10 protein-coding genes and 1 pseudogene are annotated in these 13,136 nt (G+C 70.8%); 8 read left to right on the plus strand and 3 right to left on the minus strand.

The features are described from left to right. Positions 1–818 (minus strand): annotated as a pseudogene (locus tag AOK15_RS31005) (glycogen debranching enzyme); the annotation flags it as partial. Positions 819–1,117: 299 nt separating this feature from the next. Here AOK15_RS31005 and AOK15_RS31010 point away from each other — a divergent pair. From AOK15_RS31010 to AOK15_RS31020, 3 genes are all read left to right on the plus strand, one after another. After that, positions 1,118–2,365, plus strand: coding sequence for an SAV2148 family HEPN domain-containing protein (locus AOK15_RS31010; protein WP_055521657.1), 1,248 nt, complete (start codon positions 1,118–1,120; stop codon positions 2,363–2,365). Between the two features lie 183 nt (positions 2,366–2,548). Continuing rightward, a complete protein-coding gene (locus tag AOK15_RS31015; protein WP_055521658.1) occupies positions 2,549–3,274 on the plus strand; it encodes a 3'-5' exonuclease in 726 nt (241 codons plus the stop codon). Positions 3,275–3,430: 156 nt separating this feature from the next. Continuing rightward, positions 3,431–3,898 carry a GNAT family N-acetyltransferase gene (locus AOK15_RS31020; RefSeq protein WP_055521659.1) on the plus strand — a complete coding sequence of 156 codons (468 nt, stop codon included), beginning with the start codon at positions 3,431–3,433 and terminating at the stop codon, positions 3,896–3,898. Positions 3,899–3,907: 9 nt separating this feature from the next. On the opposite strand, the gene AOK15_RS31025 is transcribed toward AOK15_RS31020, so the two are convergent. Further along, positions 3,908–4,771, minus strand: coding sequence for a phosphotransferase enzyme family protein (locus AOK15_RS31025; protein WP_055521660.1), 864 nt, complete (start codon positions 4,769–4,771; stop codon positions 3,908–3,910). 153 nt (positions 4,772–4,924) lie between these two features. Here AOK15_RS31025 and AOK15_RS31030 point away from each other — a divergent pair, with 153 nt between their 5' ends. The 5 genes from AOK15_RS31030 (at position 4,925) to AOK15_RS31050 (ending at position 10,437) form a co-directional block, all read left to right on the plus strand. Then, positions 4,925–5,872, plus strand: coding sequence for a carbohydrate ABC transporter permease (locus tag AOK15_RS31030; protein WP_055521682.1), 948 nt, complete (start codon positions 4,925–4,927; stop codon positions 5,870–5,872). Then, positions 5,869–6,702: a carbohydrate ABC transporter permease gene (locus tag AOK15_RS31035; RefSeq protein WP_055521661.1), complete on the plus strand. Its 834-nt coding sequence runs from the start codon at positions 5,869–5,871 to the stop codon at positions 6,700–6,702. The genes AOK15_RS31030 and AOK15_RS31035 overlap by 4 nt, the downstream gene beginning before the upstream one ends. Next, positions 6,702–7,991, plus strand: a complete 1,290-nt coding sequence (locus tag AOK15_RS31040; RefSeq protein ID WP_055521662.1) for an ABC transporter substrate-binding protein — start codon at positions 6,702–6,704, stop codon at positions 7,989–7,991. The genes AOK15_RS31035 and AOK15_RS31040 overlap by 1 nt, the downstream gene beginning before the upstream one ends. Before the next feature lie 50 nt (positions 7,992–8,041). Next, positions 8,042–9,235, plus strand: coding sequence for a glycosyltransferase (locus tag AOK15_RS31045; RefSeq protein WP_055521663.1), 1,194 nt, complete (start codon positions 8,042–8,044; stop codon positions 9,233–9,235). 245 nt (positions 9,236–9,480) lie between these two features. Further along, positions 9,481–10,437, plus strand: a complete 957-nt coding sequence (locus AOK15_RS31050; RefSeq protein ID WP_055521664.1) for a CDP-alcohol phosphatidyltransferase family protein — start codon at positions 9,481–9,483, stop codon at positions 10,435–10,437. Between the two features lie 85 nt (positions 10,438–10,522). Here AOK15_RS31050 and AOK15_RS31055 read toward each other — a convergent pair whose 3' ends face one another. Continuing rightward, the gene (locus AOK15_RS31055) at positions 10,523–12,784 is read right to left on the minus strand and encodes an MMPL family transporter (RefSeq protein WP_055521683.1); all 2,262 of its coding nucleotides are present in this window, start codon (positions 12,782–12,784) and stop codon (positions 10,523–10,525) included. Between the last annotated feature and the right edge of the window lie 352 nt (positions 12,785–13,136).

A 13,136-nucleotide genomic window follows, 5' to 3' on the forward strand; every position in this document is an offset into this window, starting at 1 on the left:
GCCGTGTGGTTGTAGACCACGTCGAGGATCACCTCGATCCCCGCCTCGTGCAGCGCCCGCACCGCCGACTTGAACTCCAGCACCTGCTGCCCCCGGTCGCCCCAGGAGGCGTACGCGTTGTGCGGGGCGAAGAAGCCGATCGTGTTGTAGCCCCAGTAGTTGTTGAGGCCCATGTCGACCAGCCGGTGGTCGTTCACGAACTGGTGGACGGGCATCATCTCCAACGCCGTCACACCCAGCTCGGTCAGGTGCTCGATGACCGCAGGGTGGGCGAGCGCCGCGTACGTACCGCGCAGCTCCTCGGGGAGCCCCGGGTGCCGCATGGTCAGGCCCTTGACGTGCGCCTCGTAGATCACCGTGTGGTGGTACTCGGTGCGCGGCCGCCGGTCGTCTCCCCAGTCGAAGTAGGGGTTCACCACGACCGACGTCATCATGTGCGGGGCGGAGTCCAGGTCGTTGCGCCGCTCGGGCGCCCCGAAGTGGTAGCCGTACACCTCCTCCCCCCAGCCGATGGAGCCGCTGATCGCGCGCGCGTACGGGTCGAGGAGCAGTTTCGCGGAGTTGCAGCGCAGCCCCCGCTCGGGTGCGTACGGGCCGTGCACACGGAACCCGTACCGCTGACCGGGCATCACGCCCGGCAGATACGCGTGCCGCACGAACGCGTCCGTCTCGCGCAGTTCCACCGCCGTCTCGGAGCCGTCGTCGTGCAGCAGACACAGCTCGACTCGGTCCGCGGCCTCCGAGAAGACCGCGAAGTTGGTGCCGGCGCCGTCGTATGTGGCACCGAGCGGATACGCCTGTCCAGGCCAGACCTGCATGGATACGACTCTTCCCGTTGTCGCGCGCCGCCGGGGCGACTGTCGAAGGGAGTCTCCCCCAAAGTGGGGAACCATCGACGGCATATGTCTTTCTTGCCGCGGCGCAGTGCGTCACCCCTCCTCGGGGCGAGAATCTCCAGCGGCTCGCTCCCGGCCCGTCCGGGAAACGGAACCGTCGTACGCCGTGCGGTGGTTGAGAAACGACCTGTCCATCCGGCTGCACCGCCCCCCGCTCCCGGAGTACCCTTCCTTGATCGTTGAGTAGGGGTGAGCTCGGGGGAGCGGAAGGCGGTGCGTGGGTGGGCTCGGGAGGGCTGGAGCTGCCTCCTGGTGACACGGGCGACACGGGTCACGAGGGGAACTCCACAGATGTCCCGCCCGGCGCGGTGTCCCTGGCACGGCCGATGGAGACGGGATCCATCGGCCCGGAACTGGACTGGAACGCCGAGGCCTGGCTGGAGGTGCGTACCCGCGCCCAGCGGGCCGGCCGCGCCTACATCTGGCTGAACCTCGTCGAACAGCGGCTGCGTGCCGTCGTGGCCGCCGTGCTGCGCCCCATCTACGAACCGGTGCACGGCGACGACTGGGTGGTGGCCGCCGCGGGCCCCGCCGGACAGGAGTGGGTGCAGCGCGCCGTCGCGGTGCGCGAGGTCAGCCGCCGCAAGGGCTATCTGCTCGACCCGGCCGACGACAACGTCCTCAGCTTCCTCACGCTGCCCCAGCTGCGCGAGTTGATGGTGCAGCACTGGCCCTGCTTCGAGCCGTACATCGACGAGCGGCGCGACGTGGAACTGGCCCTCGACGAGTTGGAGGTCACCCGCAACGTCGTCTCCCGCAACCGGGCCCTGTCCGAGGCCGTCCTCGGCCAGGCCGAGCGGGCCTCGGCGAAGCTGCTGGAGATACTCGGCGCGGGCAGCGACGTCCCCTCGGCGCGCCGGCTGCCCGTCGACGCGGTGGAGGACCTGATCGGCGACCGGTACGCGGACGTCGTCGCCGTCCACCCCGACCGGGTGCGGCTGCTGCGGCAGTTCCCCGCCGAGGACCTCTTCGGCGGCGCCCGCCGCCTCGACGCCATCGGCATAGGGCTCAATCTGCTGGTGCAGAACTTCTCCGGGCGGCGGCTGGTCCGGCTCGCCGAGTCCGGATGCCGGGTCCGGCTGCTGTTCCTCAACCCGGCCTCCAGCGCGGTCAAACGCCGGGAGCGGGAACTCGGTATAAAACGGGGCGAACTCAGCCGGGCCGTCGAGATGAACATCCTGCACATGCGCCGGGTCCGCTCCCGGCTCCGCGACCCCGGCGCCTTCGAGATCCAGGTCTTCGACGAGACACCCCGATTCACCGCCTACCTCGTGGACGGCGACGGCTCGGACGGCGTCGCCGTCGTCCAGACCTATCTGCGCCGCACCCGCGGCATGGAGGCGCCGGTGCTGGTGCTGCGCGGCGGCAACCGGGTGCTCAAGGCGGACCAGAACGGCGAAGTCGGGCTTTTCGATACGTATCGCGAGGAGTTCGAAGTGGCCTGGGCCGACTCGCGCCCGGTGTCATGACCCGCTCCGCGCCCCCGAACCGGCCCGGTACCGGCCCCCGCGGCGGCCGTCGTGTCGGCCCGCGCGTCGGCTCCCGGAGCGCCTGCCGGGCGGCGGTAAGCGGAACGCGGTCCTCGGATTGTCAGTGGCGCATGCGATGGTGGTGACCACTGGGGGAAAGCACCACCAAGAAGGGGGGCCAGCATGGGTTGGCACCGGCAGCTGCTGATCGGCTTCGACCTGGAGACGACCGGGACGGACCCGCGCGAGGCGCGCATCGTCACCGGGGCGGTGATCGAGGTCAAGGACGGGGAGCCGGCCGGCCACCGGGAGTGGCTCGCCGACCCGGGCATGGAGATCCCGGAGGAGGCGGTGGCGGTGCACGGCATCACCAACGCCCGCGCGACGGCCGAGGGCAGACCAGCCGACCAGGTCGCCCACGCCATCGCCGACGTCCTCGTCTCCTACTGGAAGACCGGCGTCCCGGTCGTGGCATACAACGCGGCCTTCGACCTCACCCTGCTCTCCGCGGAGTTGCGCCGCCACGGCCTGCCGTCCCTGCGGGACCGCCTGGGCGGCCGGGACCCCGCCCCCGTCATCGACCCGTACACCATCGACCGCTCCGTGGACCGCTACCGCCGGGGCAAGCGCAACCTCGAAGCGGTCTGCGCCGAGTACGGCGTCCCCCTCGACGCCGCGCACGACGCCTCCGCGGACGCCCTGGCCGCCGCCCGGCTCGCCCGGGCGATAGCCGGCCGCCACCCCAAGGTGGCCGCCCTCGGCCTCGCCGAGCTGCATCGCCGTCAGATCGAGTGGTACGCCGAATGGGCGGCCGACTTCCAGGACTTCCTCCGCCGCAAGGGCAACGCGGACGCGGTGGTGGACGCGACCTGGCCCCTGCGCGAGCCGGCGGACGAAGCGGTCCGCTAGGACCCTCCGTCCGACGGACCGATCACGGACGCACCACGGATCGACCCACGGGCACGGTACGGACCGACGCACGGGCACGGTACGGACCGACGCACGGGGCTGAGCACGGACCGACGACCGATCGACCACGGACCGACCCGGAAAGCGAGCAGTCGGATGATCTCTCTGCGTGAGACACATGACAGCGACGTGCCCCACTTCTGGGCGCACCAGTCCGACCCGGACGCCCAGCACGCCGCCGCCTTCACCGGCAAGTACCACTACGACCGGGCCGAGTTCGACGCCCACTGGGCGCGGATCCGCGCCGACGCCGGCATCGTGCAGCGCACGATCCTGGCAGACGGCGAGGTGGTCGGACAGATCGCGGTCTTCGGCCCGCCCGACGAGCGCGAGGTCACCTACTGGATCGACCGCGCCCACTGGGGCCGGGGCATAGCCACCGCCGCCCTGACCGCTTTGGTGGACCTCGTCCCGGACCGCCCGCTGTACGCGCACGCGGCCGCCGACAACACCGGCTCGATCCGAGTCCTGGAGAAGTGCGGCTTCGCCGTCACCGGCCACGACCGTGGCTTCGCCCTGGCGAGAGCGGCCGAGATCGACGAAGTGGCCCTCACCCTGACCTGAGTCCCTCGGTCAGAAGGGATACCAGCGCACGGTCTCGTCCCCGTCCCGCAGCGAGGCGACCCGGCGTTCGAACTCCGCCAGCGCCCTGGGGTTGCTCGGCGCGTGCTGGGCCACCCAGGCGCAGCTGGCCGTCTCCCGGGCACCGCGCAGCACGGAGCAGCCCTCCCACGCGCGCACGTCCCAGCCGTAGGCGGCGGTGAAGGCGTCGTACTCCTCGGCCGGCAGCCCGTAGCGGTCGTGGGACAGCGCCATGACGACGAGGTCGTGCTCGCGCAGATCGCCGGAGAAGGTCTCCAGGTCGACCAGGAGCGGGCCGTCGGGCCCGACATGGACGTTGCGGGGCAGCGCGTCGCCGTGGATGGGCCCCGGCGGCAGATGGGGGACGAGGGCGGCCGCGGCCGCCGCGAAGCCGTCGCGGCGCTCCCGCAGATACGCCGCGTCGGCCGGGTCGACGGCGTCACCCGCGAGCCGCAGCCAGCGCTCGACCCCGCCCAGCAGTTCCCGGCGCGGGAGGTCGACCTCGGGGGAGGGCAGTGCGTGGACCAACCGCAGCAGTTCGGCCAAATCGCGGGCGCCCGCGGGCCGTACGGGGTCGGGCAGCCGGTGCCACACCGTCACCGGGTGCCCCTCCACGAGCAGCGCCTCGGCCTCGGCCGCCCGCACCGCCGGGACACCCGCCCCGGTGAGCCAGGCCGCGATCCGCAGCTCACGCCGGGCCCGGTCGAGGAGCTCGGCGTCGCGGCCCACCTTGACCACCAGGTCACCGGCGGCGAACACCGCGTTCTCGCCCAGCGCGAGCAGCCGCGCGTCCCCGGCCGCACCGGGCAGCACGCCCGACGCCACCAGTACGTCCCGTGCCCGTGCCTCGTCCATCCGTCGCCTCCGTGTCCGGGACCCACCCGTACGGCCGACGCTCCCGCGGGAGGTCGGGTTCACGCCATTGCCGGGTCAGTCTCGCATTCGCACAGGTCGGAGCGTGTGCTCGGTGCCTTGACGGCCTGTCATGCCCTCAGCACCATGTCGGACATGACCGTGGCGACCGCGACGCCGAAGCGTCCACGACCGGCGAGGCGGCGCACGTCGGCGGCGGACCGGGAGCGGCGTCCCCTGGACCACGGCGCCTGGTTCCTGGTGCTGCCGGCCCTGATCCCGATCCTGGTCCTGAGCGTGGGACCGCTGCTGTACGGGATCTCGCTGGCGTTCACCGACGCCCAGTCGGGCCGCACCGAACCCACCGAGTGGATCGGCACCCTGAACTTCCAGGACCTGCTGCACGACACGCTGTTCTGGGGGTCGTTCCGGATCGGGCTGGTGTGGGCGGTCGGGGTGACCGTGCCGCAGTTCCTGCTCGCCCTGGGCCTCGCCCTGCTGCTCAACGAGCGGTTGCGCCTGCGCTGGCTCGCGCGGGCCCTCGCGATCGTCCCGTGGGCGATGCCCGAGGTGGTCGTCGGCGTGATGTGGCGGCTGGTCTACCACCCGGACGCGGGCATCCTCAACGAGACCCTCCGCGACCTGGGTCTCGGCGGCGGCCGTGACTGGCTGAGCGGACTGGCCACCGCCCTGCCCGCCGTGATCGTGGTCGGCGTCTGGGCGGGCATGCCCCAGACCACGGTCACCCTCCTCGCCGGGCTGCAGAACACACCCCGTGAACTCCACGAGGCCGCCGCGATGGACGGCGCGGGCGCCTGGCGCCGCTTCCGCACGGTCACCTGGCCCGCCCTCAGACCCGTCGCCCTCGCGATCACCGCCCTCAATCTCATCTGGAACTTCAACTCCTTCGCCCTGGTGTACGTCCTCACCAGCGGCGGACCGGGCGGCCGGACCCGGCTGCCGATGCTCTTCGCCTACGAGGAGGCCTTCCGCTACGGACAGTTCGGGTACGCGGCGGCGATGGGCTGTGCGATGGTCGCGCTGATCTCGGTCGTCCTCGCGTTCCACCTGGTGGGCCGGCTGAGGCGGGGTGGGGAGGGATGAGGACCGGCAGGGCGGCCCGCGCGGGCCAGTACACGGCGCTCGTCGCGTATCTCGTCTTCCTCGCGTTCCCCTTCCTGTGGCTGGTCTCCACCGCCTTCAAACCGGCCCGGGAGCTGAGCAGTCTCCACCCGACCTGGATCCCCGAGAACCCGACCCTCGGCAACTTCCGGCAGGCCTTCGACGAACAGCCGCTGCTCCAGGCCGCGCTCAACTCGCTGGTCGCGGCGCTCGGCGCGGCCGTCGTCGCCGTGGTGATCGCGACCCCGATGGCGTACGTCATGGCCCGGCACCGCGGCACGCTGTCGCGGATGGCGACCGGCTGGGTGGTGGTCAGCCAGGCGTTCCCGTTCGTGCTGGTGATCATCCCGCTGTTCCTGGTGCTGAAGAACCTCCGGCTGATCAACTCCGTGCCCGGTCTGATCATGGTGTACGTGGTGTGGGCGCTGCCGTTCGCGCTGTGGATGCTCGTCGGCTACGTCAGGGCCGTGCCCGTCGAACTGGAGGAGGCGGCGGCGGTCGACGGGGCCGGGAGGCTGCGGACGCTGGTGTCGGTGACGGCGCCGCTGCTGGCGCCGGGCATCGTGGCGACGGCGCTGTTCGCGTTCATCACCGCGTGGAACGAGTTCTTCTTCGCGCTGGTGCTGCTCAAGACCCCGGAGAAGCAGACCCTGCCGGTCGTCCTCACCCATTTCATCGGCGCCGAGGGCGTCGCCGACCTCGGCCCGCTGGCCGCCGCCGCGTTCCTCGCGACGCTGCCCTCGCTGATCGTGTTCGCGCTCATCCAGAGGCGGATCACGGGCGGCATGCTCGCCGGGGCGGTGAAGAGCTGATGCGCGGTCCCCGATGGCTCACGGCGGTGCTGCTGCTGTGCCTGCTCGCCGCCGGCTGCACGGCGGACGGCTCCGATGGCTCCGACGACGGCCGGATCACCCTCCGCTTCCAGTCTCTGGCCTGGCAGGAGGAGTCCGTCGCCGTCAACAAGGAGCTGGTCCGGGAGTGGAACGCCACGCATCCCGACGTCCGGGTCGAGTACGTGCAGGGCAGTTGGGACAGCGTCCACGACCAGCTGCTCACCTCCTTCGAGGGCGGTGAGGCCCCGGACATCATCCACGACGCCTCCGACGACCTCGCGGACTTCGCCCACGGCGGCTACCTGGCCGATCTGCGGGGGCTGCTGCCCCAGCGGCTCCGGGCGGACATCCCGCGGCACAGCTGGGAGACGACGACCTTCGGGGACGGGATCTACGGGGTGCCGTTCCTCCAGGAGCCGAGGGTCCTGATCGCCAACGCGACCTGGCTCCGTGAGTCCGGCGTACGCGTGCCGACCCCCGAGGACCCGTGGAGCTGGGCGGAGTTCCGGGCGGTCGCCGAGGAGCTGAGCGGCGAGGGGAAGTACGGCGTCGCCTGGCCGCTGAAGGAGCCGGTGTCGGCCACGCTCAACCTGTCGCTGTCGGCGGGCGGACAGTTGTTCCACCGGGGCGCGGACGGCAAGGTCGAGGTCCGCTTCGAGGCGGCCGACGCGGTGGTGCCGAGGACCGTGCACGACGGGGTGAACACCGACCGGAGCGCGTCGGGCACCACGCTCGGCATGGGCGGTTCCGACACCCTGCCCGGCTTCTTCGGCGGCACGTACGCGATGGTCCCGCTCGGCTTCTCCTACCGCCAGCAGATCGTCCAGCAGGCGCCCGAGGGGTTCGACTGGCAGGTGCTGCCCGCGCCTGCCGGGGCCGCCGGTCTCACCCAGGGGGTCAGTCCGCAGACCCTCTCCCTCGCCGAGGACAGCCCCCACAAGAAGGAGGCCGCCGCCTTCGTCGACTTCCTCCTCCGGCCGCCGAACATGGTCCGCCTCGCCCTCGGCGACTGGATGCTGCCGACCGGCACCGAGGCCCTGAAGGACCCGGCCCTGCGCACCACCGAGCACGGCTGGGCGACCGGCACGGCCCTCGCCGCGCACCTGCGCTCCGCCCCGGCCCAGTCGGTGCGCGGTTACCCGGAGTGGAAGGACAAGGTGGCCACGCCCGCCTTCCAGGAGTACTACAGCGGCGCCATCGACCTCGACGAACTGCGCTCCCGCCTGGAGGAGGACGGAAACCTGGTCCTGGCCCGCTACCAGCGCTGAGCGCGAGAACAAGGTTGCACGAGACGTCTCGTCTCGCTTAGGGTCCTCGCATGACCTCACACATCGCCATGTTCTCCATCGCCGCCCACGGCCACGTGAACCCGAGCCTCGACGTGATCCGGGAGCTGGTCGCACGCGGCCACCGCGTCACCTACGCGATCCCGCCGGCGTTCGCCGAGAAGGTGGCCGCGACCGGCGCCGAACCCAGGCTGTGGCACTCGACGCTGCCCGGCCCCGACGACGACCCCTCGGCCTGGGGGAGCGAACTCCTCGACAACGTGGAGCCCTTCCTCGACGACGCGATCCAGGCCCTGCCTCAGCTCGCCGCGGCGTACGAGGGCGACGAACCCGACCTCGTGCTGCACGACATCACCGCCTACCCGGCGCCCGTCCTCGCCCACCGCTGGGGCGTCGAGGCGATCTCGCTCTCCCCGAACCTGGTCGCCTGGGACGGCTACGAGGAGGAGGTCGCCGAACCGATGTGGGCCGAGCCGAAGAAGACCGAACGCGGCCAGGCGTACTACGCCCGCTTCCGTGCCTGGCTGGAGGAGAACGGGATCACCGCTCACCCGGACGACTTCGTCGGCCGCCCCGCCCACTCCCTCGTCCTCATCCCGAAGGCGCTCCAGCCGCACGCGGACCGGGTCGACGACAGTCGCTACACCTTTGTCGGCACCTGCCAGGGCGATCGCTCCCAACAGGGCCACTGGCAGCGGCCCGCCGGTGCCGACAAGGTGCTCCTCGTGTCGCTCGGGTCGGCCTTCACCAAGCAGCCCGACTTCTACCGCGAGTGCGTCCGGGCCTTCGGCGACCTGCCGGGCTGGCACCTGGTGCTCCAGGTCGGACGCCATGTCGACCCGGCCGAACTGGGCGAGATCCCAGCCAACGTCGAGGTCCGGGACTGGGTGCCGCAACTGGCGGTCCTGGAGCAGGCCGACGCCTTCATCACCCACGCGGGCGCGGGCGGCAGCCAGGAGGGACTGGCCACCGCCACGCCCATGGTCGCCGTACCGCAGGCCGTCGACCAGTTCGGCAACGCCGACATGCTCCAGTCCCTCGGTGTGGCCCGCCATCTCCCCATGGAGGAGGCGACGGCCGCGACCCTGCGCGAGGCGGTGCTCGCCCTCGTCGACGATCCCGACGTGGCGAGTCGGCTCAAGGAGGTGCGGGAGGAGATGGCGCGGGAGGGTGGCACCCGGCGGGCCGCCGACCTCATCGAGGCCGCGCTCAGGGCCCGGCCATAGTGAGACGATGCAGGAAAAAGCAGGACGGTTGCTTCTCTACCGTGACGTCTCGGCGCAATTCAGGTAACGATCCGATTGCTTCATAACGCTCGGGTAACGCCCGTCCTGTGAGGTGAGCGCACTGATCCTGTTGCCGAGTACGACCGTTACCCCGTCCGAAAGGTTGCACTCGGCACTTCTTGTACCTCGGGTGAACAGCTCCCAAGCTGAGTTTGAACTCACTTCGAACGCCAGGAAGTTGACCCATGCGCCGAGACATACCCGACCTCGCAGAGGTGCGCCGCGTCACGCAGAAGAAGCGTGACGCCTGGTGGACCGTGCTCCTCGTCGACCCGGTCGCCACACCCCTGGTGCGGCTCACCGCGAAGTACACGAAGATCACGCCCAACCAGCTGACCTGGGGCGCCTTCCTGCTCGGTCTGGTGTCCGCGGCCTTCTTCGCGCTGGGCGACTGGCGCTGGCTGATCGCCGGCGCCGTCCTCTACCACCTGAGCTTCATCCTCGACTGCATGGACGGCAAGGTCGCCCGGCTCACCGGCCAGGGCTCCGTGTTCGGAGCCTGGCTCGACTTCGTCTTCGACCGCATCCGGGTGGCGGCGTGCGCGGTCGCCCTGATGGCCGGGCAGTACCACCGCACCGGCGACACCCTCTACATCTGGCTCGCCGCCGCCGTCATCGGCTGCGACGCGCTGCGCTACATCAACTCCCTGGAGACCTTCAAGGTCCGCCACACCATGCGCAAGCAGATCAAGACGCGGCTCCGTGAGGCCCGCCGCGCGGAGAACGAGCGCGAGCTCGCCTTCATGGAGGACCTGCTCCGCGAGAACCCCGAGGCCGACATCGAGCAGGACCTGCGCACGGTGACCGCCGAGGCCGTCCAGGCCGCCCCGCAGGCCCAGGTCGTCGACCTCCACCAGGAGTTCCGCCGCCGCTTCCCGGCCTATCTGCGCGTCCGTTCCTTCCTGCTGCGCCACCGCGTCCGTCCCCATCTGATCAGCGGCATCGAGTTCCAGATGGGTGTCTTCATGATCGGCCCGCTGGTCGACTCGGTGCTGCCGGCGACCATCGTCTCGGGTGTGCTGCTCCTCGTCTTCGAACTGGCCATCATCTACAAACTGCTGCTGTCGACCAGGGACTTCACCCGCACGATCGACTCCTTCGACCGCGAGACGGTCTCCGAGACGATCACCAGGGCGGCCTGACCGTCGTACGGAACGGAACGGAACGGAACGGCACGGGGGCCGGGGTGCGCGACGCACCCCGGCCCCCGTCCACGCGGACGGCCCGTCAGACTCGTACCGCGTCGTCCCTCCGTGACTCCGGGACCGGTCCCGCCTCCGGCGCCTCGTCGTGGGTGAGGTCGGGCAGACGGTGCAGCCACTTCGGCAGGTACCAGTTGCGCTCGCCGAGCAGGGCCATCACCGCAGGGAGGAGGACACCCCGGATGATGGTCGCGTCGATGAGCACGGCCGCCGCGAGACCCACACCCATCTGCTTCATGGACTGCATGGACAGCGTCCCGAAGATCGCGAAGACGGCGACCATGATGACGGCGGCACTGGTGACGACCCCCGCCGTGGTCACCACACCGTGCTGGATCGCGTCCTTCGTCGTACGGCCCCGCAACCGCGCCTCACGGATCCGCGAGACCACGAACACGTGGTAGTCCATCGACAGACCGAACAGGATCACGAAGAGGAACAGCGGCAGCCAGGTGATGATGGCGCCCACACCCTCCGCGCCCACCAGCGAGGCACCCCAGCCGTGCTGGAAGACCGCGACGAGGATGCCGTACGCGGCGCCCACCGACAGCAGGTTCAGCACGATCGACGTCACCGCGACGGTCAGCGAGCGGAACGACAGCAGCATCAGACCGAAGGCGAAGACCACCACGAACGCGAAGACCGGAACGACCGCTCCCCCCAACTCGTCGTTGAAGTCCTTCGAACCGGCGACCTGCCCGGTGATCGGCGCCTCGACGCCGTCCACCTTCCCGAGCGTCGCCGGACGCACCTCGTTCCGCAGCTTGTCCAGGCTCTCGCCCGCCCTGTCGAGATCGGAGCCGCCCACCAGCGGGACATAGACGAACGCGAGGTTCTGCGCGTCGTGCACCTTGATCTCGACCGGGCCGCGTGAGGCACCGGAGCTGATCGCCCGCTCACGGAAGTCGGCCAGCGCCGCCTTCACCTCGGCGGAGTTGATGTCCTTCGCCTTGACGACCACCTCGGCCGGCTCGGAGCCGCCCGGGAACGCCTCGTTGAGCCGGTTGTACGTCTGCACGATGGGCAGCGAGTCGCCGAACTCCTTGTCCAGGGTGAGCTGCTCGGTCTTCATACCGAGCGCGGGAGCCGCGATGGCGAGCAGCGCGCCGCCCGCGACGGCGACCGAGACGACCGGCCGGGCGAGCACGCCCTTCAGCACGGCCGTCCAGAACCGGCTCTCGCGGTTTGCGCCGCCCCGGTTGCGGCGGAGCTTGCTCTGCGGGTGCAGGAAGGGGATCTTGCCCTTCTCGACGCGCTCGCCCAGCAGCGACAGCAGCGCGGGCAGGACGGTCACCGACCCGACCATGGCGACCGCCACGACCATCAGCGAGGCCAGACCCATCGCCTCGAACTCGGCGAGACCGGTGAACAGCATGCCCGCCATCGCCACGCACACCGTGACACCGGAGACGATGATCGCGCGACCGCTGGTGGCGGCGGCGATCCTGAGGGCGGTCTGCGCGTCCCGGCCGGCCTCGCGCTCCTCGCGCTCGCGCCGCAGATAGAACAGGCAGTAGTCGACACCGACGGCCAGACCCACCAGCAGCATCACCGAGTTGGCGGTGTCGCTCATCGGCATCGCATGGCTGACGATGGCCATCAGACCCATCGTCGCCATGATCGCGGTGACCGCCAGCGCGACCGGCAGCAGGGCCGCCACGACCGCGCCGAAGGCGATCAGCAGGATGCCGAGAGCGACGGGCACGGCGGAGTACTCGGCCTTCTGGAAGTCGTCCCCGAACGCGTCGTCGAACGTCTTCATCATGCTGGCGCCGCCGATCTCCTCGATCCGCACCTGCCCGTGCTCCTGCTGCACCCCCTCGACGGCCTTCAGCACCGGCTCGATGCGCTCACCGGCGGTCTCCGAGTCGCCCTTCACATCGAACTGGACGAGCGCGCTGCGCTCGTCCTTCGAGATCGTCCGGGTGTCGTACGGAGAGGTGACGCCGCTGGCCTCACCGGTGCCGTCGACGGCCTTGATCACCGCGTCCACGGCGGCCCGGAACTCCGCGTCCGTGGCCTTGAGCCCCTTGTCCTTCCCTTGGATCAGGACCGACTCGCTCGCCGGTTCCTCGATCCCCGCCTCCTCGATGATGTGGGCGGCCGTACTGGTCTCGCCCTTGAGCTGGTCGCTGTCCCGTACGTCGACCCGGCCCGCCGCCGAACCGATTCCCATCGCCAGGACGACGAACAGCACCCAGATCCCCACGGCCGCCCATCGGTGCCGCGCGCTCCAGCCACCGGCCCGGGCGGCGATTCCCCGCACCCGTATGTCTCCGTTCCCCATGACGGGCAAGCCCCCTTGTGAGCGGTGGCGACCCCCTGCCGCCACCTTCCGTCTCGAAGGTATGGGCCGGATAAAGCCATCTCGTCGTGCTGTCCGGTGAACCCACGATCCGGCACCTCCACCCCTCGGACCCCGTCGCCTCCCCACCAGGGAGGACAGCGGCCCCCTACACCTATCCCGGGCTCTCGGGGCCCCGTCTCAGGGACGCACCCGCCCCGACCGGGCGGACGACCGGCCCCGGGACCGGCAGCGAGCAGGGCGAAAACGTCCAAGACCCAGCGGCGCACGGTGGAGGCGGACACGTGTTGCCGCCGGCCATGTCGGCCAGGCGCTGGCCGTGACGGAGCACGGC

Origin of the sequence: Streptomyces ossamyceticus (assembly GCF_001418475.1) — a bacterium.
Classification (GTDB): Bacteria; Actinomycetota; Actinomycetes; order Streptomycetales; family Streptomycetaceae; genus Streptomyces; species Streptomyces ossamyceticus.

Bases quoted from the DNA above. Each gene is read 5' to 3' on its own strand.
- AOK15_RS31020 (WP_055521659.1), top strand. From the start codon at position 3,431: ATGATCTCTCTGCGTGAGACACATGACAGCGACGTGCCCCACTTCTGG.
- AOK15_RS31055 (WP_055521683.1), bottom strand. From the start codon at position 12,784: ATGGGGAACGGAGACATACGGGTGCGGGGAATCGCCGCCCGGGCCGGT.
- AOK15_RS31035 (WP_055521661.1), top strand. From the start codon at position 5,869: ATGAGGACCGGCAGGGCGGCCCGCGCGGGCCAGTACACGGCGCTCGTC.
- AOK15_RS31030 (WP_055521682.1), top strand. From the start codon at position 4,925: ATGACCGTGGCGACCGCGACGCCGAAGCGTCCACGACCGGCGAGGCGG.
- AOK15_RS31050 (WP_055521664.1), top strand. From the start codon at position 9,481: ATGCGCCGAGACATACCCGACCTCGCAGAGGTGCGCCGCGTCACGCAG.
- AOK15_RS31045 (WP_055521663.1), top strand. From the start codon at position 8,042: ATGACCTCACACATCGCCATGTTCTCCATCGCCGCCCACGGCCACGTG.
- AOK15_RS31025 (WP_055521660.1), bottom strand. From the start codon at position 4,771: ATGGACGAGGCACGGGCACGGGACGTACTGGTGGCGTCGGGCGTGCTG.
- AOK15_RS31040 (WP_055521662.1), top strand. From the start codon at position 6,702: ATGCGCGGTCCCCGATGGCTCACGGCGGTGCTGCTGCTGTGCCTGCTC.
- AOK15_RS31015 (WP_055521658.1), top strand. From the start codon at position 2,549: ATGGGTTGGCACCGGCAGCTGCTGATCGGCTTCGACCTGGAGACGACC.